Raw genomic sequence first — 22,645 nt, 5'->3', positions numbered from 1 at the left:
TCCTAATGCTTATCGAGACCGTAGACGGAATGCAAAGTCCGCACGGCCAGTTCCGCATAGGGACCGTCGATCAAAATGGAAATTTTGATCTCCGATGTGGTGATCGCGCGGATATTGATGCCTTTGTCGGCCAGCGCCCTGAAGGCGGTCGCCGCCACGCCCGCATGGCTGCGCATCCCGATGCCGATCACCGAAACCTTCACCAGCCCGGCCTCGGACTGGATGACGTCGAAGCCGACCGTCTCCCGCACCCTTTCGAGTACGGTCACCGCCTTATCCACGTCGCCGGTCGGCACGGTGAAGGTGATATCGGTCTTCGAGCCGTCCTCCGAGATGTTCTGCACGATCATGTCGACATTGATGTTGGCCTCGGCGAGCGGCCCGAAAATGCCGGCGGAGACGCCCGGCCTGTCGGCCACCCGGCGCAGCGAGATCTGCGCCTCATCCTTGGCATAGGCGATGCCGGTGACGACTTGCTGTTCCACGATCTCTTCCTCGTCGCAAATGAGCGTGCCGGGCGGATTGTCGAAATCGCCCATGCCCGGCGCATCGGGATCCTCGAATGACGATCTTACGAAGGTTCTGACCTTGTGCACCATGGCAAGCTCTACCGAGCGCACCTGCAGCACCTTGGCGCCGAGCGAAGCCATTTCCAGCATTTCTTCAAAGGAAATTTTGGCCAGCCGGCGCGCCTTGGGCTCGATGCGCGGATCGGTCGTATAGACGCCGTCCACATCCGTATAGATGTCGCAGCGGTCGGCCTTCAGCGCAGCCGCCAGGGCGACGGCGCTGGTATCCGACCCCCCGCGGCCGAGCGTGGCGATACGGTTGTCGGGCGCCAGGCCCTGGAACCCGGCCACCACCGCAACCTGCCCGCGCTGCATGCGCCTGACGATCTCGCTGCCGTCGATGTCGAGGATGCGCGCCGCGCCATGGGCGTTGTCGGTGCGGATAGGGATTTGCCAGCCCTGCCAGGAGCGCGCGTCGATGCCGATCGACTGCAGCGCGATGGCGAGCAGCCCGCTCGTCACCTGCTCGCCGGAGGCGACGATGGCATCATATTCGCGCGCGTCGTAGAAGGGCGAATTGGCCCCGCAGGCCTTCGGCATCCCCTGCACCCAGCCGACGAGCTCGTTCGTCTTGCCGGCCATGGCCGAGACCACGACGGCCACCTGATGGCCCAGGTCCACCTCGCGTTTCACATGGCGCGCCACATTGTGGATGCGGGCAAGGTCGGCGACGGAGGTTCCGCCGAATTTCATCACGATGCGCGCCATGGTCGTGAAGGGGGCCTTTGCGGTTGCGGGCGGCAGGCAGCAAAGCCTGCCGGAAGTGCCGGATTTCTGCGCCGCCGCCGGAGCGGCGCGGTCTCAATATCCAAAGGCGCCGCATTCCGCAAGCGAGCGGAGTCTTGACAGAAGGCGCCTCGCGCCCGACTTCATTGTCTCGCCAGAGGAGACCATCGCATGCCAGAGGCACGACGAAGTACAATCGACGCCGGCGAGATCGAGCGCTTTTCCGCGCTGGCTCAGGAATGGTGGAACCCGAACGGGAAATTCCGCCCGCTGCATAAGTTCAATCCCGTCCGCCTTGCCTATATCCGCGACCATGTCGCGGCCCAGTTCGGGCGCGATCCGCGGGCGGCAAAGCCCTTCGAGGGCTTGCGCATCCTCGACATCGGCTGCGGCGGCGGCCTGCTCTGCGAGCCCATGGCGCGGCTCGGCGCCGATATTGTGGGCGCGGACGCCTCCGCAACCAATATCGAGGTGGCGAAATTGCACGCCGCCGAGGCGGGCGTGACGATCGACTACCGGGCCGAGACAGCCGAGGCACTTGCCGAGCAGGGCGAAAAATTCGACGTGATCCTCAACATGGAGGTGGTCGAGCACGTGGCCGATGTCGGCCTTTTCATCGAAAAATGCGCGGAGATGCTGAAGCCCGGCGGCATCATGTTCGTGGCCACGATTAACCGCACGCTGAAGGCGCTGGGGCTGGCCATCATCGGCGCCGAATATGTGCTTCGCTGGCTGCCGCGCGGCACGCATCAATACGGCAAGCTGGTGCGGCCGGAAGAGTTGGAGCGCGCGCTTGTCAATGCCGGGCTCATCACCAAGGACCGCACGGGCGTCGTCTACAATCCGCTGACGGATCGCTGGGATCGCTCCCGCGACATGGATGTCAACTATATGGTGCTCGCGGAAAAGCCCAGGCCCGACGCCATGATATGACCGCGGCCGCAGACCGGACAGTCGGCGATTTCAAAGTTCAGGAACGCATCCTCGGGCCAGTTCCGAGGATGCTGCCCTGAGCCTCTCCATGAGCAGCGTTTTCGACTATTCTACCGGCGGAACGCTGGAGGAGAACCATGGACGGGAACGACCTGCGCCGCCTTGCCCTCGGCCTGCCCGAGACGGAGGAGAAATCGCATTTCGGCAAGGCTGATTTTCGCGTGCGCAACCGTGTATTCGCGACGCTTCCTTCGCCCGACACAGGGGTGGTGAAGCTGACGCCGGAAGAGCAGGAGATGCTCGTGACGAGCGAGCCGGCCGTCTTCTCGCCGGTCAAAGGCGGGTGGGGCCTCAAGGGATGGACGCGCATCGCCCTTCCGGCTGCCGACGAGGCAACGCTTCAAAGCGCCCTTTGGATGGGCTGGCGCAATGCCGCTCCTGCCGCGCTTAAGAAGGAATACTCCAGAGGCTCCTAGTTCCGGTCCTCCGGAAAGACGGGAAGCGGCATGAAGTCCACACCCTCTTCAGCAAGCGAGCGCACTTCCTCGGGCGTCGCCTCTCCGTAGATGCCGCGCGGATCGGCCTCGCCGAAATGAATCTTGCGCGCCTCCTCGGCGAACTTGTCGCCCACATAGTCCGCGCTCTCGCGGATCTTCTCCGTCAGCTCCTTCAGCTGGGCCAGCATGCGCTTCTGCTCCTCGCTCATGGCAAGGGCGATCTGGGTCTTCTTGCGGCTCGTGGAAACGGCCGGCGCCATCAGAGCCTTCTGCACCTCCTGAGAACCGCAATGGGGGCAGGAGACCAGCTTTCGCGTCCTTTGCGTTTCGAAGTCGTCGCCGCTGCGGAACCAGGCCTCGAATTCGTGATCCTTCTCGCAGAGGAGCCCGAACCGTATCATGCCACGACCTCCCGGAAGGTAGCCTCCTCGACGCTGAATTCGCGGGCGTTTTTCAGGTTTGGGATCTTCCGCCGCGCTTCGGCGGATGCTGCAGGATCAATCTCGGCCAGCACGACCGCCGGCTCGTCATGATCGGCCTCGGCCATGATGCGGCCCCAGGGGTCGACGATCAGGGAATGGCCGAACGTGTCCCTCCCGTCCTCATGCTTGCCGCCTTGGGCAGCCGCGATCAGCCAAGCGCCGTTCTCGATTGCCCGGGCACGCGTCAGCACATGCCAGTGCGCCTCGCCGGTTTGCCGCGTGAAGGCGGCGGGCACGGCCAGCACCTCCGCGCCCGCCAGTGCCTGAGCGCGGAAAAGCTGCGGGAAGCGCAGGTCGTAGCAGACGGACAAGCCGACCCGCGCAAAGGGGAGCGCGGCGACTAGCGTGCGTGCACCCGGCGCGTAGGTGGCCGATTCGCGCCAGCTCTCGCCCTGGTCCAGATCGACGTCGAACATGTGGATCTTGTCGTAGGTGGCGATCCGCGCGCCGTCGGGGCCGAAAAGGAACGAGCGGTTGGCCACCTTCCCGCCCTCCAGCAGGATGGCGGTCGAGCCGAGATGGACGAAGATGGAAAGCTCACGCGCCAGTTCCGATGCGCGCCGGACCAGCGCATCCTCTCCTTCGGGACGGATACGGCCCATGAGCGCCTCGCGTCCGCGCACCAGCACGCCCGTCATCTCCGGGCTCTGCACATATTTTGCGCCCTTGCCCGCCGCCTCGCGCACCAGCGCCTCGAAGGCCGCCCGGTTGGCGGCAGGATCAGTACCGGAGCGCATCTGCAGCGCGGCGACGCGCACGCCGCTCACCGGATACCTCCGGCCACGCCCTGCTCCTTCAGGAGCGCGTCGAGCTTGCCTCCGCGCTCCAGCGCATGCAGATCGTCGGATCCGCCCACATGCACCTTTCCGATGAAGATCTGCGGGAAGGTGGAACGCCCATTGGCGCGCTGGATCATCTCGCGGCGAAGCTCCGGGGAGAAGCTTGCATCATGCTCGGTGTATTCGATGCCCTTCCGCTCCAGAAGGCGCTTGGCGGCAAGGCAGTAGCCGCAGCCCATGCGGGTATAGATCGTCACGTCTGCCATGAGGTCATCCATGATTGTTTGGCCGCCTATATAATTAGGGCGCTGTCGGACGGAAAGTCCTCCTTGAGCGCGCGAGCAAAGGTGAGGACATCCACCTCCCGCGCGCCGGCCCGTTTCAAGGCCCGCGCAGCTGCGCCGACGGTCGCTCCGGTAGTGAACACGTCGTCCACCAGGATGACGCGTTTTCCTTCGATCAGCCGTGCTCGCTGCGGCGGCACGAGAAAGGCGCCGCGCACATTCTCCTCCCGTTCGCGTGCGCCAAGGCCCACCTGCTGGCGTGTCACCCTCCGGCGGACCAGCGCTTCCGGCCGATAGTCCAGCCCCGCCAGCCGCGCGAAGGCGCGGGCGAGTTCGGCTGCCTGGTTGAACCGACGCATGAAGAAGCGCCGCCGGTGCAAGGGCACCGGCACGACCACGCCGGCGTCGGTGATCAGCTCGCTTGCCGCGCGCAGCATCCAGCGTGCCATCCAGGGCGCCAGATCCGTCCGGTCAGAGAATTTCAACGCCTGCACCATACGGCCTGCCACCCCGCCATAGGCGACCGCCGAACGCGCCCGCGCGAAGGGCGGAGGGTTGGCGATCGCCTCGCCGGACAGGAAGCCTTCGCCCATCTCGTGCGGGAACGGCGTTCCCATCACCGGGCACCACGGACGCTCCAGGAAGCGCAGTCCCGGCCAGCATTCGGGGCAGAGCGTGCCAGGGGCGGTGACGAGGTTGCGGCAGCCGAGGCAGACCGGCGGAAAGAGCAGCCGCACCGGCCAGTCCCGCGCCATTTTCCCCGCCTGCAGGAGAAGCCCCATCTCTTGCCCGCCCGAAAAATCAACCCACCTTTGCCAGCATATCAGTTTTGTGCGATCGCGCACACGCGAGGAAAGCCCGGGATGGAACCTGTTTTCGACGTAAGACTCGCGCTCGGCCGCAAGCTGCGCGCCCTGAAGGCGGGTGACGAAGGCGCGGCCTTCCTGATGCGGCGCGTGGCGGAGGATCTGGCCGAGCGGCTCTCGACGGTGGAGCGGCGCTTTCCCCGTGCCGCGGCGATTTTCTGTGTGACGCGCGATGCCGCCAATGCGATCGCCCACAGCGGCAAGGCGGATCACATATTGCGCGTCGAAGCCGACCGGCATCTGCTTTCCGGCGGCTTCGAGGGCGCGCTGGCAGAACCGGAAACGGTGCCCCTCGGTGCCGAGAGCGTTGATCTGGCTGTTTCGCTCCTCACTTTGCAAGAGGCGAACGACCTGCCCGGTCTCCTTGTCCAAATCCGTCGGGCGCTGAAGCCGGACGGGCTTTTTCTCGGCGCCCTCATGGGGGCCGGGACGCTGCAGGAGTTGCGGCAGAGCCTGCTCGAGGCGGAGGCGGAGCTGAGCGGTGGCGCCACTCCCCGCGTCAGCCCCTTTGCCGATCTGCGCGACGCCGGGGCCCTGCTGCAGCGGGCGGGCTTTGCCTTGCCGGTAGCCGATGTGGAGACGGTGACGGTGCGGTACGCCACGATGTTCGACCTTATGCGCGACCTGCGCGCGATGGGTGCCTCGAACGCGCTGCTGGAGCGCAGCCGCCGGCCGACGCCGCGCCGGCTCTTCCTGCGCGCGGCTGAAATCTACCAGAAACGGTATTCCGATTCCGACGGACGTGTCCGCGCCACATTCAACGTGGTCTGGTTCTCCGGCTGGGCGCCACACGAATCCCAGCAAAAACCCCTGAAGCCCGGAAGCGGCCAGGTCTCGCTCAAGACCGTGCTCTCGCCGGGAAGCGAAGAGGGTTGAGGGCGGCCGGCGACGGAATTGTCCGTTGCAATGCTGCTGAGGCAGAGCCGGGCTTCAGCAGGAACCCACCATCGTTCCGTCGTCGCGTATGACGCACACTGCATCGGGACTTGGCTGCAGCACGCTGCGCCTTACCGTGAAGTTCCCGCCGCCCGTTGACTGGGGGACGGATCCGGTTGTCAGCGGGTCGATCCCGTAGCCGGCGACGTCGCGCGTCCGCCGGTCCAGGAGTGGCGTAAGGATAAGCGCGATCGCGATCGCCGCGGAGCCGAAGAGCAACGTGACCCTGATGACGCCCATGCCAAGGCGCGCCATGGTTTCCCTGCGGTCGAAGCCGCCGCCGAACTCAATACTCATCGTCACCTCCAACGGTGTGGCAGCAAAGGCGCAGGAGCAAATTATCAGCTTCGGCTAAACGAAGATTTAACGCTCGCGTTCAGAGGAGGTCGATCAGGAAGGGGATGAGCGGAGCGTCTGCGGGCGGCATGGGATAGTCGCGCAGCCGCTGAGGCCTCACCCATTTCAGCGCCTGCCCTTCGCGCGATTGCGGCATGCCCTGGAAGCGCCGGCAGACGTAAAGCGGCATCAGCAGGTGAAAGCGATCATAGGCGTGGCTCGCGAAGGTGAGCGGCGCAAGGCACTCCACCTTGGTCTCGATGCCGAGCTCCTCATGAAGCTCGCGGATGAGCGTCTCCTCGGGCGTCTCCCCCGGCTCCACCTTTCCTCCGGGAAACTCCCACAGGCCCGCCATGGACTTCCCTTCCGGCCGCTGCGCGAGCAGGATGCGTCCGTCCGTGTCGATCAGTGCGCAGGCGGCGACCAGCAGCAGAGGCTTAGCGGGAGCGTCCATCCGTCAGCTCATATCGGTCGGCCGGCGATAGTGATAGCGATAGATTTCCTCGAAGCGGAGCGAGCGGTAGAGCGCCAAGGCCGGCTCGTTCTCCTCCTCCACCTGCAGCCAGGCAGTGCCCGCTCCCCGGGAATGCGCCCATTTGAGAGCCGAAAGCAGCAGGCGCCGGCCAAAGCCTTTGCCGCGATAGGCTGCTGCGGTCGCAACCTCCGCCAAGCCAGCTAGCGTTCCGTCGCGCACGCAAATCGCCACTGAGACGGGAACATCCTCCTGCTTCAGGACGAAGAAACCCGCTTCGGCCTTGATCGAGCTTACCACTTCCGTGAAGCCGGGCCGCAGATCGGCGCCATAGCCATGCACCTCGAAGGCAGCGGAGACGAACTGGTTCAGGTCCTTGAGGGGAATCTGGTGCATGGCGCCTGCGACAGCGGCCTCGCTCAGCTGCAGCCGCATTACCTTCGAAGCGCTGAAAGTGGCCCAGCCCTGCTCGTCCAGATGCGCCGAGATGACTTGCGCGGCGAGCGGCGAAATGCGGAAGGTGAGCGGCCGGCCATAGGCCTCGAAGAGGCGCGCCGCCCGCTCGATACGCTTGTCGAGCCGGTGGTGGTCGCTAGGATCGAGCGGATTGACGGAGTTGAGACGCTTTGACGGATGGCTGGCGGTAAGCCGCATCGCCCAGGTGCCGTCATATTGCACGGAAGTGGCCGGCCAGGCACGGAAACCTGCCGCCTCGAAGCGGCGTATGGTCGCCAGTTGCTCCAGCGCCCGCCTTCCCACGTCAGCTCCTGTAATCGCCGTTTATGGCGACATACTCCTTGGTAAGATCGCAGGTCCACACCGTGGCCTTGCCTCGGCCAAGACCGAGATCGACGCATATCTCGATCTCATCGCCCTTCATATAGGCGGAAACCTGCTCTTCCGAATAGGCCGGATCCCGCTCGCCCTCATGGGCGACCCGGTGATCGCCGAACCAGATGGACAGGAGATCCCGTTCGGCAGGCTCGCCGGCCTTGCCGACGGCCATGACGACGCGGCCCCAATTGGCGTCCTCGCCGGCGACCGCTGTCTTCACCAGCGGCGAGTTGGCGATGGAAAGGGCGATCCGCTTGGCCGAACGCGCGGATTTCGCGCCTGACACGGTGATCTCGATCTGCTTGCGCGCGCCCTCGCCGTCTCGCACCACCTGCAGGGCCAGAGCCTTCAGGAGCTTGCCGAGCGCCCGCCGGAAGCCCGAAAGCCTCGGGTCCGTCGCCTTGGTGATGCGCGGCGCGCCGCGCGCGGCTGCCTTGCCGGTGGCAAACAGCATCAATGTGTCGCTGGTGGACGTATCGCTGTCGACAGTCACCGTATTGAAGCTCTTGGCCGTGGACTTCGACAGGAGTTCCTGCAGCACGGGTGCGGCGATAGGCGCATCCGTCGCGACGAAGGAAAGCATCGTGGCCATGTCAGGCGCGATCATGCCGGCGCCCTTGGCAATGCCGTTGATCACCACCTCGGCATCGCCCAGCCTGGCCGTCGCCGTCACGAGCTTCGGGTACGTGTCGGTCGTCATGATGGCGCGGGCGGCCTCCTCCCATGCACCGGGCTCAGCCCGTTTCGCAAGCTCGCCAAGGAGATGGGAGAAGCGCCCGGCATCGAGCGGCTCGCCGATGACGCCTGTGGAGGCGAGGAATACTTCGCCTTCGGATGCGCCGACCGCCTTCGCCGCCGCCCTCGCGGTCACTTCGGTGGACTCACGCCCCCTGCGGCCAGTGAACGCATTGGCATTGCCCGAATTGACGACCAGGATTCGGGCCTTGCCGCCCGGCAGGTTCTTTCTGCAGAACTCGACTGGCGCCGATGGGCATTTGGAGCGGGTGAAGACGCCAGCGGCCTCCGTGCCCTCGTCGAACACCATGACCATCAGGTCCTTGCGATTCCTGTATTTTATGCCCGCTTCTGCGGCGGCGATGCGGACACCCTCGATTTTGGGCATCTTCGGATAACGTTTCGGCGCGAGCGGCGAGACGGCAGAGGACATGGGCTTTTCCGGAAAGGATTCGGATGCGCCCCCTGTGCCCTATGCCGTTTCGCGACGCAAGCCGAAACGCGCTCAGCAGGCGGGCACCGTGGTGGCCGGCGGATTCAGGAATCCGCGGAAGAACCGTTGCACGGCCGGGATCAAGCCCCAGATCATGCAGGCGACCATGATCGGCACCACGAGGAGCGTGCGCTGCCAGAGCGCCCATCCGTCGGTCAGCGGGAAGACGACGTAGAGTAACCCTGTGATGAGCGGGTAGACGCCGAAGACGAGGATGAAGGCGAAGCGCAGGCGGGAGAAGCGCGTCTGGACCGTAGCGCGGGTGGGGGAAGTATCAGAAGTGGAAGTCATGTTCGGCCTCCCATATAAACGGAACGTGTCGTTATATAGAACGGACCGTTTCGTTTCGTCAAGGGAGGTGCTAGGATGCACGCGCCAAGATTTTTGGAGACGGTGATGCAAGAAGGGGAGAACAAGCCGCGCCGCTCGATCGGAGCCCGGCGCAACCCGGAAACGGAAGAGGCCATCCTCAACGCTGCGCAGGAAGTGCTGCAGGAGGCGGGCTATGCCGGCTTCTCGATCGAGGCGGTGGCCCGCCGCGCGCGGGCGGGCAAGCCGACAATCTATCGCTGGTGGCGGGGCAAGGGAGATCTGTTGCTTGAAGTCTACCGGCGCTCGAAGGGAAATTTCCGCTTCCCCGATACCGGGGATCTGGCGGAAGACCTTACCCTCTTCGTGGGCAAGTTATTGGGGCACTGGCGCACGAACCGGTCCGGGCAGATCTTTCGCTCGATCCTGGCGGAAGCCCAGCATGACGAGATCACCGCCGAGGCGGTCGCAGACTATTTCGTCGACCGCCGCGACTACGTGGCCGGCATGGCCGAGCGGGCGCAGCGCCGGGGCGAGCTTGCCCCGGACATTGACCCGAAGCTGGTGGCCGAGCTTGCCGTCTCCTTCGCCTGGAACCGGCTTTTCACCCACCGCTGCGAGATAGGGGAGGACGAGCTTCGCGCCATCATGCGCATCATCGTCCACGGCGCCGCGGCGAAAAGCGCCGCTATTCCGTCTTCGCCGGCTCGCCGGTAGCGGCGGCGGGCTGCTCTGCCGCGGCGGCAGGCTCGGCCTGGCCGAGCTGCTGGCGCAGGAGGCCGTCGACGGCGGTCTTCAACTCGGCATTCGGGATCTCGAGCTCGGCGTTCTGCCTGACAGAGGCGAGGCTTTCCATGTATTTGTCGCGGATGACGAGAGAGCGTATCTGCTCCTGCACCTGCTCGAAGGCCGGCGGCTGCTGCATGCGCTTGTCTTCAACCTTGATCACATGCCAGCCGAACTGCGTCTTCACCGGCTCCTTTGAATAGGTGCCGGGCTCCATGGCGAAGGCCGCAGTGCCGAATTCCGGCACCATCGCGTCGGCGGTGAAATAGCCGAGATCGCCGCCTTGTGCGGCCGCGCCGTCCTTGGACTTCTCCTTTGCGATCGCCTCGAAGTTGCCGCCCTCGTCGAGCTGCTTGATGATGTCCTTCGCTTCCTGCTCGTTTTCCACCAGGATGTGACGGGCGCGGACCTCTTCCTGCTGCGGGATCTTGGCCACTTCCGTATCGTAGCGGGCGCGCACTTCCTCTTCGGTGATCGGCTTCACCACCTTCTCGTCGATATAGGCGCTGTGCAGGGCGCGCTGGCGCAGGAACTCGGCCCGGCGCTTGAACTCTTCGTCGTTGTTCAGCCCCGCTTCCTCCGCCTCGGCGGCGAACAGCCGCACGTCGATGACGGCCGAAAGGGCTGCCGCGCGCCGCTGGTCCTCGGGCATCTGCGCGAATTGCGGCCCGAGTTCGCTTTCCGCCAGCTTGAGGTCGGCCTCGGTGATCTCCTGGCCGTTGACCGTGGCGACGACTGGGCTTTCCTGCGCCAGTGCTGGGGCGGCGCTCAGTGCGGCGATGATGGCGGCCGCGCCGGCACGCGCGATCAGATAGCGTCGGAGGGAATGGGTCATCGAAAAATACTCCAGTCGTCAGTTTCGAAGTGGCCGAGAATGAGGCCCTGGGCGGCCAATAAGCACCCAGATGTGGCGGATTTGTGCGGCCCGGCACCCCTTCCCGCGCAAAGTTGACATAAGGGGTGGCCCCTCTTATCTCTGCCTCAATTCTGCGTCCAGAAGCTTTTCCGGCGCACCAAAGCTGCTGCCTGCCTACATTGGCCGACTGGCGGAACGAACCGGCAAGAAGTCGGCAGATCGTGATTGAAAGGACCAGGACATGGTCAGTCTCGGCGGCCTTGCCCGCAAGATTTTCGGATCCTCGAACGAGCGTCGCGTCAGGGGCCTGCGTCCCAAGGCGGAGGCCATCGGCGCCCTCGAGCCGGAGATGCAGGCGCTCTCGGACGAGGCGCTGCGCGGGAAGACCGAGGAGTTCCGCAAGAAGCTCGCCGATGGCGCAAGCCTGGACGATCTGCTCGTCCCGGCCTTCGCGGTGGTGCGCGAGGCGGCGCGACGCGTGCTGGGGCTGCGCCCTTTCGACGTTCAGCTCATCGGCGGCATGGTGCTGCATGAGGGCTCGATCGCCGAGATGAAGACGGGCGAAGGCAAGACGCTTGTCGCCACCCTCCCTGTCTACCTGAACGCGCTTGCCGGCAAGGGCGTCCATGTCGTCACGGTCAACGACTATCTGGCCAAGCGCGACTCCGAATGGATGGGCAGGATCTACAGCTTCCTGGGCCTCACCACCGGCGTGATCGTGCACGGGCTTTCCGACGAGGAGCGCCGCGCGGCCTATGCCTGCGATGTCACCTACGCGACGAACAACGAGCTTGGGTTCGACTATCTGCGCGACAACATGAAGTATGAGCGCGCCCAGATGGTGCAGCGCGGGCACAATTTCGCCATCGTCGACGAGGTGGACTCGATCCTGATCGACGAGGCGCGCACGCCGCTCATCATTTCCGGGCCGCTGGACGATCGCTCCGAGCTCTACAACACGATCGACGCCCTGGTCCTCCAGCTGACCGAGGGCGATTTCGAGATCGACGAAAAGCAGCGCACCGCGACCTTCACCGAGGAAGGCACGGAGAAAGTCGAGGCGATGCTGCGCGAGGCGAACCTGTTCAAGGGTGACTCGCTCTACGACGTCGAGAACGTCGCCATCGTGCACCACCTCAACAATGCGCTGAAGGCGCAAAAGCTGTTCCAGCGCGACAAGGACTATATCGTGCGCAACGGCGAGGTGGTGATCATCGACGAGTTCACCGGCCGCATGATGCCGGGCCGGCGCTATTCGGACGGGCTGCACCAGGCGCTGGAGGCCAAGGAGCACGTCAAGATCCAGCCGGAGAACCAGACGCTCGCCTCCATCACCTTCCAGAACTATTTCCGCATGTATGACAAGCTGGCCGGCATGACCGGCACGGCGGCGACCGAGGCGGAAGAGTTCGGCAACATCTACGGGCTGGAGGTGGTCGAAATCCCGACCAACGTGCCCATCAGCCGCCTCGACGAGGACGACGAGGTCTACCGCACAGTCGAGGAGAAGTACCGGGCGATCGTGCGCGAGATCAAGGAGGCGCGCGAGAAGGGCCAGCCGATCCTGGTCGGCACGACTTCGATCGAGAAGTCCGAGCTTTTGGCGGAGCGCCTGCGTAAGGAGGGCATCAAGGATTTCGAGATCCTCAATGCCCGCCACCACGAGCGTGAAGCCTACATCGTCTCCCAGGCAGGCAAGCCCGGCGCCATCACCATCGCCACCAACATGGCGGGCCGCGGCACCGACATCCAGCTCGGCGGCAATGCCGATATGCGCATTGCCGAGGAGCTGGGCGACATGCCGGCGGGCCCGGAGCGCGAGGCGAAGGAAAAGGCGATCCGCGAGGACGTGCAGCGGCTCAAGGAGAAGGCGCTCGCCGCGGGCGGCCTCTACGTGCTCGCCACCGAGCGCCACGAGAGCCGGCGCATCGACAACCAGCTGCGCGGCCGCTCCGGCCGCCAGGGCGACCCCGGCCGCTCGAAATTCTTCCTGTCGCTGCAGGACGACCTGATGCGCATCTTCGGCTCCGACCGCATGGACGGCATGCTGCAGAAGCTCGGCCTCAAGGAGGACGAGGCGATCGTCCATCCCTGGATCAACAAGGCGCTGGAAAAGGCGCAGAAGAAGGTCGAGGCGCGCAACTTCGACATCCGCAAGAACCTGCTCAAATACGACGACGTCATGAACGACCAGCGCAAGGTGGTCTTCGAGCAGCGCCTCGAGCTGATGGACGGGGAGAATCTTTCCGAGACCGTGGCGGAGATGCGCCAGGACGTCATCGACGACATGGTGAGCCGCCACATCCCGGAAAACGCCTATGCGGAGCAGTGGGACGCCGCGGGTCTGAAGGAGGCCGTGCGCTCCTCCCTCAATCTCGAGCTTCCCATCGAGCAATGGGTTCAGGAGGAGGGCATCGCCGAGGAGGACATCCGCAACCGCATCACGGAAGCCGCCGACAAGGCGGCCGCCGACCGGGCCGAGCGTTTCGGGCCGGACATCATGGCCTATGTGGAGAAATCCGTCCTGCTGCAGACGCTGGATCACCTCTGGCGCGAGCATCTGGTGAACCTCGATCATCTGCGCTCGGTGATCGGCTTCCGCGGCTATGCCCAGCGCGATCCGCTGAACGAGTATAAGACCGAAGCTTTCGAGCTCTTCCAGGCCATGCTCGGCAATCTGCGCCAGGCAGTAACGGCGCAGATGATGCGCGTCGAGCTGGTGCGCGAGGCGGCCGAGGCGCCGCCCCCGCAGGCGCCGCGCAACGTCCAGCCGCATCATATCGACAGCTCGACCGGCGAGGACGAGTTCGACGACGGCGACACGATGACGCTCACCCGTGCGGATACCCGCGTCGTGCCCGCCGAGCAGCGCGATCCCAACGATCCGTCCACCTGGGGCAAGGTCGGCCGCAACGAGGCCTGCCCCTGCGGCTCGGGCAAGAAATACAAGCACTGCCACGGGACCTTCGCATAGGCGCGACAAACATCGCCGCCACGCCCGGCTTTCGCCGTCTGGCCGTTGAAGAAGGTGGGAAGCGGGGCGCGTGATCCGTGCCTCTCTGTTAGTTTACGTGGCGCGTTCCACGCGCCCCGCCGGCCGCTGTCCCGACATTGGCCGGTCACTCGGGCTCTTCTTCCGTCCCGGCTGCACCCAATGAAGGGGGTGGTCTTTGCCGGGCCGAAGGAAAAACCCTAGCGGCTTCTCCGCGGTTTCCGCGATGCTGTCTCTCACCCAGCATCCGTTTTTCCGAGATGCAGTCTCTGACCCTGCATCCCGGCACCGCCGGCCTGTCGCGGGCCCTCAGCATGCCTCCAGGTACCGTTCCCTGGAGGGGGAGGTTGCCGCCGCTCTCCCGAACACCCGGTGCGCATCCGGTTCCCGCAAGAGCGATGGGACGGATTGTAAGAGGGCTGCCGGGGGTGGGGATAAAATTTCCGGCGAAAAAATGCGGAAATCGTGTAGGAGCTTGTTTTTGCTGCAAATTTTTTTTGCGCATCCGGACGGCGAGGCCAATTTCATCCCCACCCTTCAAGGCCGGCGTGCTGGGGGATAGGTTTCCGAGGTACCCCTCTCTTGCAAATTCTAAGGACTTGGGCTTCCGCCTCCGCCCTCTGGGCTGCGGCGGACAAGACGCCCAAGCCCAAGAATTTGCTTTCTCTCCCGCAGGGGGAGAGACAACCGCCGGCATCCGGCTTCACCGCTGATCGACAAGGTGAGCGGTTGCGGGGGCGCCGGCCTTGCGCGGCGGCAATGGAGCGCGCCCCACCCTCCCCTTGTGGGGTGAGAAGCCGGTTCGCGAAGCGAATTCATCGTGCCAGTGGCACGATGAAAGGCTTCGAACGCCGGGGAAATGCTAAAGGCCGCGGGCCCACGGCCGGCGTCGCGAACGAAGTGAGCGGGGTGGCGAAGAACAAGCGCAACCGTCATCACCCCCACCCCGCAGCGCAAAGTCGCTTCGCGACTGTGCTCCGCGACTCCACTCAAGCGGGAGGGTGTGGAGTGCCGGCACTCGCTTTCCGTGACCATCCCCCGGCCTTTCTTCCATCGCAACCTGCTCTTAAAGACTCCTGTCATACCAAGGATGCCGGACTGGCGAAGCGGAGTGTAACGAGTGCGCTTTTCAGCGGCGATAGCGGCTGAACGTTTCCTGCCCGGGCGGCTGGCGGCGCTTGCGCGCCCCTGGGCGCAGCGGCTGGACGCGCTTGTCTCCACGCCCGACGCGCGCGGCCCGGCCGGCCGCATGTCGCTGATCGCCTTCGCGCTGCGCCTCGTCAACGCCGTCATCGCCTTCGTCAGCCAGGTGCTGCTTGCCCGTTACATGGGCGGCTTTGAATACGGCATCTTCGTGCTCGTCTGGGTGACGATGGTCATCCTCGGTAACATCGCCTGTCTCGGCTTTCACACGACGGTGATCCGCTTCATCCCGGAATACGAAGCCAAGGGCCGCTTTTCCGAACTGCGCGGGATCCTGCTTGCGAGCCGCCGTCTCGTGCTCCTGTCCTCCACCGCCTTTGCGCTGATCGGCGCGCTCGGCATCTGGCTCTTCGAGCCGGCGATCGAGAGCTACTATGTGGTGCCCTTCTATCTCGGCCTCGTCTGCCTGCCGATGATCGCGCTGGGCGACCAGCTCCAGGGCGTCGCCCGTGCCCATTCCTGGGCGATCTGGGCCATGGCGCCGGCCTATCTGGTGCGTCCGACGCTAATCCTCCTCTTCCTGTGGGGGCTGCATGTCACCGGCTATGAGCCCGACGCGACCACGGCGGTCCTGGCGGCGATCCTCGCCACCTACATCACCACCATCCTGCAGCTCGCCAGCACCAGTGCCGGCGCGGAGGCAAGGGTAAGGCAGGCGAAGCCCGAATACCGGCTGCGCGAGTGGATCGCCGTCTCCATTCCGATCTTCCTTGCCGACGGCTTCTTCTTCCTGCTGACCAATGCGGACGTGCTGATGGTCGGCTATTTCATGCAGCCGACGGACGTTGCCGTCTACTACGCCACGGTGAAGACGCTGGCGCTCGTTCATTTCGTGTATTTCGCCGTGAAGACAGGGGTGGCCCAGCGCTACGCCGCCTATCTGCATGGCGACCACAGCAAGGAGCTGGCGCGCTTTGCCCGCGAGACGGTCTACTGGACCTTCTGGCCTGCCATCCTGATGGGACTGGTGGTGCTGGCGCTGGGCAAGCCGATCCTGATGCTGTTCGGGCCGGGCTTCGACGCCGGCTACCCGCTCCTCTTCCTGCTGGTCGCCGCTGTCGTGCTGCGCTCGGCGGTCGGGCCCGCGGAAAGCCTGCTGACCATGAGCGGCCACCAGAATATCTGCGTGGTGATCTACGGCGTGACGCTCGCGGTCAATATCGCGCTCAATTTCGCGCTGATCCCGGCCCTCGGCCTTTGGGGCGTGGCGATCGCCACCGCGCTCGCCATGGCCGTCGAGACGGCGCTCCTTGCCATAACCGTATGGCGCAAGCTCGGCATCGTCATGGTGGCGCTTCTGCCCGCACCGAAGGAGGCGGCCTGATGGTCTCCACCCCACTCCTGGAAGAAATGGGCGGCAGCGCATCCGGCGCCCTGATCAGCGACCTGGCCGGCATCGGCGAGGGGCGCGAGCGCGCCGATATGGAGCTGTTCTCCTCCAGCCGTCCGATGCGCCGCATGGCCGTCTATGCCGCCTCGGCGGGGATCGAGCTGGTGGAGGAGCTCGATTACCTCGCCGCCCGGGCCATCGAGCCCAACGTCTTCTTCAACCCGCGCTTCCTCGCCCCCGCAATGCCGCGGCTGGAGGACCGGGAGGTGCGCCTTGCCGTGATCCGCGACGGCACGGAGGAGAAGAACAGGCTGCGCCTGCTCGTCCCCTTCTCCATCGAGAAGCCGCCGCTGCCGCTGGGCGCCACGGTGATGCGCGCCTGGGCGCACCCCTTCGGCCCGCTCGGCACGCCGCTGGTGGACGGCGATGACCCGATCGGCGTGATCGAAGACTTCTTCGCCATGCTCGCCCGGCCGCATCTGCACCTGCCTAAGGTCTTCGTCTTTCCCGAGACGCGCATGGACGGCCCCTTCGCCGCGGCCCTGCGCGCCGTGGCCGAGACGCGCAACCTGCCGCTGATCACCGCTAGCGAGGCGGAGCGGCCGTTCCTTGAGAGCGACCTGGACGGCGAGGCCTATCTGAAGCAGAGCCTGCGCCCGCATCACTATCGCGAGTTCCGCCGCCTGAAGCGGCGCCTGGCCGATCTTGGACGGCTGGAGCACCGCATCGCCCGCCAGCCCGACGAGATCCGCCACGGCATCGAGACCTTCCTCACGCTGGAGGCGTCGGGCTGGAAGGGCCGCGAGCGCACGGCGATGGCGGTTGATCGCTACCGCGCCGCCTTTGCCCGCGAGGCGGTGCATCTATTGGCCGAGCGCGATCTGTGCCGCATCCACACGCTGGTCCTGAACAACCACGCGCTTGCCTGCCTCATCGTCTTCGTGGAATCGGGCATAGCCTATACCTGGAAGACGGCCTATGACGAGAATTACGCCGCCTTCTCGCCCGGCACGCTTTTGATGATCGAGGTGACGAAGACGCATCTGGAGGACCCGAATATCAGCGCCACCGATTCCTGCGCGGTGCCTGACCACCCGGTGATGAGCCGCCTGTGGTCGGAGCGCCGCCCGATCGGCACTTTCGTCGTCGGCCTGACGCCGGACACGGAGCGGCTTGCCCATCAGGCGGCAGGGCAGATCCATTTCCACCGCGCGGCGCGCAACCGGCTGCGCCTCCTGCGCAACGGCATCCGCCGGCTGCTGCGGCGCTGAGGCGGCCGGGCCGACCCGAACCCGCCATCACGCGACCTGATCGAGCTCTGCAAGCTGCTGCAGATGGCGCGCCGCTGACCGGCGCGGAGGACGTCGGCTGCTGCCACGGGGCTCCTTGCGGCGGATGGGGAAACGGGATGGTGCCCCTGGCCGGACTCGAACCAGCACTCCTTGCGGAAACCGATTTTGAGAGACCGGATATGCCCTATCCTTTGTGTATCCGGCAGTATCCGTTTTCCCGATAACCGATTGTCAGCACTAGCTTTTTTCGGTTTTCAGAACACACATACCTAGCCGGACGTACGCTACGGTTGGCTTTCTAGGTGCACCTATGTTGCACCTGAAATCCGACCTCAACGGAGGTTAGGAATGCCCAAAATCAAACTCACAAAGACCGCCGTCGACGCCGCAACCGCCCAGGAGCGCGATTACGAACTCCGCGATACGACGATACCCGGGTTCCTTGTCAAGGTCACGCCGGCTGGCCGCAAGATCTTCATGGTGGCCTATGTCGCTCACAACGGGCAGCGCCGAAAGCCCGCTATCGGCCGCTACGGTGAGATCACTGTCGAGCAGGCTCGGGGGATCGCCCAGGATTGGCTGGCCGAGGTCCGCCGCGGCGTCGATCCAAGCGCCGAACGAGCGACCGCCCGCCAGGCGCCCACGGTCAAGGAACTCTTCGACCGCTTCATCACCGACTACTCGGAGACCCGTAACAAGCCGTCCACCGTCGAATCGAACCGCGGCTACGGCAAGCGCTACATCATCCCGGTGCTCGGCCAACTGAAGGTGCCTGACGTCACGCGCGCCGACATCTCGAACCTGATGAAGAAGATGTCGAAGAAGCCGACCAACGCGAACCGCGTTCTCGCGGCCGTGCGGAAGATGTTCAACATGGCCGAGGTCTGGGGCATGCGCCCGGACGGGTCGAACCCGTGCCGCCACGTCCCGAAGTTCCCGGAACGGGGAAAGACCCGGCTCATCACCGACAGCGAAATGAAGAAGCTCTTCGCCTACCTCGCGCGCGCCGAGGCGGAGGGTCTTGAGCATCCCTTCATTCTCCTCGCAATCCGGCTCCAGTTCGAATTCGCTGCGCGAATGTCGGAGATCCTCCAACTCGAATGGTCGTGGATCGATTACGACAATAGCCGGGTGGTCTGGCCCGACAGCAAGACCGGCGGCATGTCCAAGCCCATGAGCGCCGAAGCGCAACGGCTGTTCGAGACCGCGCCGCGCCTTGAGGAATCGCCGTTCGTCTGCCCATCGGTCTTCGATCCCAACCTGCCGATGTCGAAGCACACCTATTACCAGGGCTGGCGGCGCATTCTTGAGCGCGCCGGGCTCCCGCATATCGGAACGCATGGCATCCGACACCGCTCGGCAACCGACATCGCCAACTCCGGCGTGCCGGTGAAGGTCGGCATGGCGCTCACGGCCCACAAGACGGTGACCATGTTCATGAAGTACGTGCACACCGAGGACGACCCGGTGCGCGCTGCGGCGGAGGCGGTGAACCAGCGGCGGCAGGCGTTGCTCGGTGGTCAGCCAGCGAGCCCGGCTCCGATCTCCACGCCGGCGCCGGTCGTGGACGTGCCTCCGGTGGCGCCAGACGTCGAGGTGATCGAGCCAGTGCTGACAGCGGCCGGCAAGCCCCTCGGCTACGAGGACGGCCAATATGCCTCCCGCACCAAACTCGGGCGAGAACCGCGCCGTACCTCCCGGCTCCAAGCGCGACGAGCGAAAGGAGGCGAGCCATGCATAAGGACGCCAACCCGCAGCGCCGTTGGCCAACGCCCGAAATTCTGCGTCGGGCCAGGTTCGTCGACGACGCGGGGCCGATCCGCTTCGTCGATACCGATGCGGCCGCCCGCTACCTCGCGCTCGAGGCGCATACGCTGGAATGTTACCGCTCGCTGGGGGGCGGACCGGTTTTCCATAAATTTGGAAAATGGGTCCGCTACGCGGTCGATGATCTCGACGCCTGGGCCGAAAGTTGCCGTCGCGTGACCACGGCTTCGCCGGCTGTCCCACGCCGCCTTCCTATTGACCGAACATAGCTCACAGGCTATATCGCTATGTGGGAAGTCAGACTGGACGATGCCTTCGAGGCGGAGTTTCTGGCCTTCGAGCGAGAGGTGCAGACCGAACTGCTGGCTGTCGCCAAGCTGCTTGCCGACTACGGCCCGCAGCTTGGTCGCCCGCATGTCGATACGCTCAAAGGGTCGAAGCACTGCAATATGAAGGAAATGCGTTTCGGGGCGTCCGGTGGCGAATGGCGTGCGGCCTTCGCCTTCGACCCAGAGAGGAAGGCAATCCTGCTGGTGGCGGGCGATAAATCTGGTGGCAGCCAGAAGCGCTTCTACAAGCAGCTTATCGCAAAAGCGGATTTGCGGTTCTCCGTGCATCTGGAAAACCTGAAAGCCGCGAAGAAGGGAATGTGAGATGGGCCGGAACTTGACCGATATCATCGCTTCGCTCCCTGCGGATGAGCAGGCGGCGGTCGAAGCGCGGTACCAAGAGCTGAAGCAGGAAGTGGAAGGTCTCCGGGAATTGCGCCAGATCGCGGGCAAGGCTCAGGCTGACATCGCGACCGCCCTCAACATCAAACAACCTTCGGTCTCGAAGATCGAAGGCCAAGCCGACATGTATTTGTCGACGCTACGGAGCTACGTCGAAGCGATTGGTGGAAAGCTTGAGCTTACCGTGAAGTTGCCGGCCCGGCCGCTGCTCCGGCTTCACAACCTTGGTGACCTGGCAGCTGATCGGGATGCAGGAAGCCACACCTCGGCGCGGCGCAGAAGGCCTGCCTAGTCAGCAATACATCGATAAGACCTGGGGGCCACGCATTTGCTATACGACAACATCGTTCAAAAGATTTGGAACTTGTGTCACGTTCTCAGGGGCGATGGCGTCAGTTACCATGAGTACATATCTGAGCTAACTTACCTTTTGTTCCTTAAGATTGCTGCGGAAAACAAAACCGAAGAACTCATACCGGCCGGCTATCGCTGGGACGATATTGTCGGTTACACCGGTGGCGACCTCCTCACCCACTATCGAGATGTTCTGACATTCCTCGGCGGTCACGCAGAAGACGATCGTGTTCGGAAAATTTATGCGTTTCCGACCACCGTGTTTTCACACAGTGAAAATCTGCGAGCCGTCATTGACGGTATAGATAGACTCGACTGGCGATCCATCTCCACCGACATGATGGGCGACATCTATGAAGGTCTGATCGCAAAGAATTCCCAGGATGCGCGATCTGGAGCCGGTCAGTATTTCACCCCACGGGCTCTCATTGATTCTATCGTTCGCCTTGTTCAACCTAAGGGCGGCGAGTTGATCCAGGATCCTGCACGCCTCACACCGCAGCGCCGTCACCGGGCACGCCTGATGCTTCGCGTCTTCGACGCTCGCGTAGCCGGCGCGAGCTATCGCAAGATTGCCGAACAGATCTTTCCCAAACTCAGACATGATGCCGCGACGTGGGACGAAAACCCAGTTCGGGTGTCGATCGCCCGCCTTGCGCGCGACGGAATGTCTTACGTGCGCGGCGGCTACCGAACGCTGCTACGCCGTCCGCGCCGCTCCCGCTGAGCTGCGCTCGGTGTCGAAAATAACTTCCTAACTTCGTTCCTGCCGGAAGCGCCGTCGCCACGCCACCGTGTTCGCAACCCGCCGCTTGTTCGCAGCGGCCACCCGCGAGACCACGGAGGTTCGATCATGGCCGAAAAAGCCGCCAATATACCGCCGCGCTATCTGAGGACCCAGGAAGCGGCACGCTTCCTCGGCCTGTCCGAGCGCACTCTTGAGAAACACCGCACCTACGGAACCGGTCCGACATATCGCAAGCTCGGTGGCCGCGTCGTCTATTCCGTCGAGGACCTGCAGGGCTGGGCGGACCGAGGTCTCGTTACTTCAACCTCCGATCCGCGCGGCGGCACCGTTCTCCCAGCCAAACGCCAGGCCGCCGCGTCCTACGCCACCGCCGGCGGCCGCTTCGCGCGCTGAGGTGTCCGGCCGTGTTGTCCCGCCACACGCATCACGATGAACGCGCACAGCTCGATCTGTTCCGGGCGCTACCGGGCGATCTCGCGCCTCGCGATGCGCAGGACCTCATGGCCTATCCCTTCTTCTCGCTCGCCAAGTCGAAACGGCTGGCGCCGATCGACTTCAAGGCCGGCTCGGTAAAGATCCGCGTGGAGGCCGTCCCTGAGCATGGCATGGCCACGATCTGGGACGCCGACGTCCTGATCTGGGCCGCCTCGCAGATCGTCGAAGCGCGCGATGTCGGCTTACGCCCCTCGCGCCTGATGGCGACCACACCCTATGAGATTCTGAACTTCATCGGCCGCGGCGTGTCGCTTCGCGACTACGACCGCCTGAAGGCCGCGCTCGACCGGCTCCAGTCGACCACGGTCGCGACGTCCATCCGCCAACCGACTGAGCGGCGGATGCACCGCTTCTCCTGGATCAACGAGTGGAAGGAGCGTGCCGATCACCGCGGCCGTCCGCTCGGCCTCGAGCTGATCCTACCAGACTGGTTCTATGGCGCCGTGCTGGACAAGGCGCTCGTGCTCACAATTGACCGAAACTATTTCGGTCTCACGGGCGGTCTGGAGCGCTGGCTTTACCGTCTCGTGCGCAAGCACGGCGGCCGCCAAGAGTTCGGCTGGAGCTTCGATTTCCCGCATCTCCACGCGAAGTCCGGCAGCCTCTCGCCACTCAAGCACTTCGCCTACGACCTGCGCGAAATCGTCCGCCGCCAGCCGCTGCCGGGCTACCGGCTGACCATCGAGCAATGCCTCGGCGGTCCAGAAATCCTGTCCTTCGCACCCACCGATCCCGACGCGCTCGGCATCCCGCGCCGCCGTTGTCGCTCGACAACTCGCCCTGGGGATAAGCTGTGAATAGTCTCGTGCTATCAGGGACCGGCACTATCGTGCCATCGGG

23 protein-coding genes and 1 pseudogene are annotated in these 22,645 nt (G+C 64.6%); 13 read left to right on the top strand and 11 right to left on the bottom strand.

Going from position 1 to position 22,645, the window contains the following annotated elements:
* Positions 1 to 2 precede the first annotated feature (2 nt).
* Positions 3 to 1,277 (bottom strand): aspartate kinase, encoded by a 1,275-nt coding sequence (locus RIN79_RS15540; RefSeq protein ID WP_309085585.1) that lies wholly within the window; start codon positions 1,275 to 1,277, stop codon positions 3 to 5.
* 189 nt (positions 1,278 to 1,466) lie between these two features.
* Between RIN79_RS15540 and ubiG the strand changes: the two genes are divergently transcribed.
* A complete protein-coding gene (gene ubiG, locus RIN79_RS15535) occupies positions 1,467 to 2,228 on the top strand; it encodes a bifunctional 2-polyprenyl-6-hydroxyphenol methylase/3-demethylubiquinol 3-O-methyltransferase UbiG (RefSeq protein WP_309085584.1) in 762 nt (253 codons plus the stop codon).
* Positions 2,229 to 2,365: 137 nt separating this feature from the next.
* Positions 2,366 to 2,704: an MmcQ/YjbR family DNA-binding protein gene (locus tag RIN79_RS15530; RefSeq protein ID WP_309085583.1), complete on the top strand. Its 339-nt coding sequence runs from the start codon at positions 2,366 to 2,368 to the stop codon at positions 2,702 to 2,704.
* On the opposite strand, the gene RIN79_RS15525 is transcribed toward RIN79_RS15530, so the two are convergent.
* Genes RIN79_RS15525 through RIN79_RS15510 form a run of 4 tightly spaced genes read right to left on the bottom strand, consistent with a single transcriptional unit; the run spans position 2,701 to position 5,025 of the window.
* Positions 2,701 to 3,126, bottom strand: a complete 426-nt coding sequence (locus RIN79_RS15525; RefSeq protein ID WP_309085582.1) for a DUF1178 family protein — start codon at positions 3,124 to 3,126, stop codon at positions 2,701 to 2,703. The two genes, RIN79_RS15530 and RIN79_RS15525, sit on opposite strands and share 4 nt — an antisense overlap.
* Complete coding sequence (locus RIN79_RS15520; RefSeq protein ID WP_309085581.1) at positions 3,123 to 3,974, bottom strand: carbon-nitrogen hydrolase family protein; 852 nt, start codon at positions 3,972 to 3,974, stop codon at positions 3,123 to 3,125. The genes RIN79_RS15525 and RIN79_RS15520 overlap by 4 nt, the downstream gene beginning before the upstream one ends.
* Entirely contained in the window at positions 3,971 to 4,252 is a 282-nt protein-coding gene (gene grxC / locus RIN79_RS15515) for a glutaredoxin 3 (protein WP_309085580.1), read from the bottom strand. The genes RIN79_RS15520 and grxC overlap by 4 nt, the downstream gene beginning before the upstream one ends.
* Positions 4,253 to 4,278: 26 nt before the next feature.
* A complete protein-coding gene (locus RIN79_RS15510; RefSeq protein ID WP_309085579.1) occupies positions 4,279 to 5,025 on the bottom strand; it encodes a ComF family protein in 747 nt (248 codons plus the stop codon).
* Positions 5,026 to 5,133: 108 nt separating this feature from the next.
* On the opposite strand from RIN79_RS15510, the gene RIN79_RS15505 reads away from it, so the two are divergent.
* On the top strand, positions 5,134 to 6,012 hold the full coding sequence (locus RIN79_RS15505) for a methyltransferase domain-containing protein (protein ID WP_309085578.1): 879 nt from the start codon (positions 5,134 to 5,136) through the stop codon (positions 6,010 to 6,012).
* A 54-nt stretch (positions 6,013 to 6,066) separates the two neighbouring features.
* On the opposite strand, the gene RIN79_RS15500 is transcribed toward RIN79_RS15505, so the two are convergent.
* From RIN79_RS15500 to RIN79_RS15480, 5 genes are all read right to left on the bottom strand, one after another.
* Positions 6,067 to 6,369, bottom strand: a complete 303-nt coding sequence (locus tag RIN79_RS15500) for a hypothetical protein (RefSeq protein ID WP_309085577.1) — start codon at positions 6,367 to 6,369, stop codon at positions 6,067 to 6,069.
* A 79-nt stretch (positions 6,370 to 6,448) separates the two neighbouring features.
* A complete protein-coding gene (gene mutT / locus RIN79_RS15495) occupies positions 6,449 to 6,862 on the bottom strand; it encodes an 8-oxo-dGTP diphosphatase MutT (protein WP_309085576.1) in 414 nt (137 codons plus the stop codon).
* 3 nt (positions 6,863 to 6,865) lie between these two features.
* Complete coding sequence (locus tag RIN79_RS15490) at positions 6,866 to 7,639, bottom strand: GNAT family N-acetyltransferase (protein WP_309085575.1); 774 nt, start codon at positions 7,637 to 7,639, stop codon at positions 6,866 to 6,868.
* A 1-nt stretch (position 7,640) separates the two neighbouring features.
* Entirely contained in the window at positions 7,641 to 8,882 is a 1,242-nt protein-coding gene (gene argJ, locus RIN79_RS15485; RefSeq protein WP_309085574.1) for a bifunctional glutamate N-acetyltransferase/amino-acid acetyltransferase ArgJ, read from the bottom strand.
* Positions 8,883 to 8,954: 72 nt separating this feature from the next.
* On the bottom strand, positions 8,955 to 9,233 hold the full coding sequence (locus tag RIN79_RS15480) for a hypothetical protein (protein WP_309085573.1): 279 nt from the start codon (positions 9,231 to 9,233) through the stop codon (positions 8,955 to 8,957).
* A gap of 105 nt (positions 9,234 to 9,338) precedes the next feature.
* On the opposite strand from RIN79_RS15480, the gene RIN79_RS15475 reads away from it, so the two are divergent.
* A complete protein-coding gene (locus RIN79_RS15475; RefSeq protein ID WP_309085572.1) occupies positions 9,339 to 9,968 on the top strand; it encodes a TetR/AcrR family transcriptional regulator in 630 nt (209 codons plus the stop codon).
* Here the strand turns inward: RIN79_RS15475 and RIN79_RS15470 are convergent.
* The gene (locus RIN79_RS15470) at positions 9,940 to 10,872 is read right to left on the bottom strand and encodes a peptidyl-prolyl cis-trans isomerase (protein ID WP_309085571.1); all 933 of its coding nucleotides are present in this window, start codon (positions 10,870 to 10,872) and stop codon (positions 9,940 to 9,942) included. The two genes, RIN79_RS15475 and RIN79_RS15470, sit on opposite strands and share 29 nt — an antisense overlap.
* Before the next feature lie 262 nt (positions 10,873 to 11,134).
* On the opposite strand from RIN79_RS15470, the gene secA reads away from it, so the two are divergent.
* The 9 genes and pseudogenes from secA (at position 11,135) to RIN79_RS15420 (ending at position 22,602) form a co-directional block, all read left to right on the top strand.
* Positions 11,135 to 13,867 (top strand): preprotein translocase subunit SecA, encoded by a 2,733-nt coding sequence (secA, locus tag RIN79_RS15465; RefSeq protein ID WP_309085570.1) that lies wholly within the window; start codon positions 11,135 to 11,137, stop codon positions 13,865 to 13,867.
* Positions 13,868 to 15,005: 1,138 nt separating this feature from the next.
* Positions 15,006 to 16,412 carry a lipopolysaccharide biosynthesis protein gene (locus RIN79_RS15460; protein WP_309085569.1) on the top strand — a complete coding sequence of 469 codons (1,407 nt, stop codon included), beginning with the start codon at positions 15,006 to 15,008 and terminating at the stop codon, positions 16,410 to 16,412.
* Positions 16,412 to 17,689 carry a GNAT family N-acetyltransferase gene (locus RIN79_RS15455; protein ID WP_309085568.1) on the top strand — a complete coding sequence of 426 codons (1,278 nt, stop codon included), beginning with the start codon at positions 16,412 to 16,414 and terminating at the stop codon, positions 17,687 to 17,689. Before RIN79_RS15460 ends, RIN79_RS15455 begins: the two co-directional genes overlap by 1 nt.
* A gap of 369 nt (positions 17,690 to 18,058) precedes the next feature.
* A pseudogene (locus tag RIN79_RS15450) lies at positions 18,059 to 19,249 on the top strand (tyrosine-type recombinase/integrase); the annotation flags it as partial.
* 515 nt (positions 19,250 to 19,764) lie between these two features.
* The gene (locus RIN79_RS15440; protein WP_309085566.1) at positions 19,765 to 20,130 is read left to right on the top strand and encodes a type II toxin-antitoxin system RelE/ParE family toxin; all 366 of its coding nucleotides are present in this window, start codon (positions 19,765 to 19,767) and stop codon (positions 20,128 to 20,130) included.
* 13 nt (positions 20,131 to 20,143) lie between these two features.
* Complete coding sequence (locus RIN79_RS15435; RefSeq protein WP_375165948.1) at positions 20,144 to 20,500, top strand: XRE family transcriptional regulator; 357 nt, start codon at positions 20,144 to 20,146, stop codon at positions 20,498 to 20,500.
* Positions 20,501 to 20,536: 36 nt separating this feature from the next.
* Positions 20,537 to 21,289: a DNA -binding domain-containing protein gene (locus RIN79_RS15430; protein ID WP_309085564.1), complete on the top strand. Its 753-nt coding sequence runs from the start codon at positions 20,537 to 20,539 to the stop codon at positions 21,287 to 21,289.
* 126 nt (positions 21,290 to 21,415) lie between these two features.
* Positions 21,416 to 21,703, top strand: coding sequence for a helix-turn-helix domain-containing protein (locus RIN79_RS15425; RefSeq protein ID WP_309085563.1), 288 nt, complete (start codon positions 21,416 to 21,418; stop codon positions 21,701 to 21,703).
* Positions 21,704 to 21,714: 11 nt separating this feature from the next.
* Entirely contained in the window at positions 21,715 to 22,602 is an 888-nt protein-coding gene (locus tag RIN79_RS15420; RefSeq protein WP_309085562.1) for a replication initiator protein A, read from the top strand.
* The last annotated feature ends 43 nt before the right edge of the window (positions 22,603 to 22,645 follow it).

Source organism: Chelativorans sp. (genome assembly GCF_031180965.1).
Lineage (GTDB): Bacteria > Pseudomonadota > Alphaproteobacteria > Rhizobiales > Rhizobiaceae > Chelativorans.
Note: the sequence above shows the minus strand (reverse complement) of the source record. Positions and strands in the feature narration are given on the sequence as shown.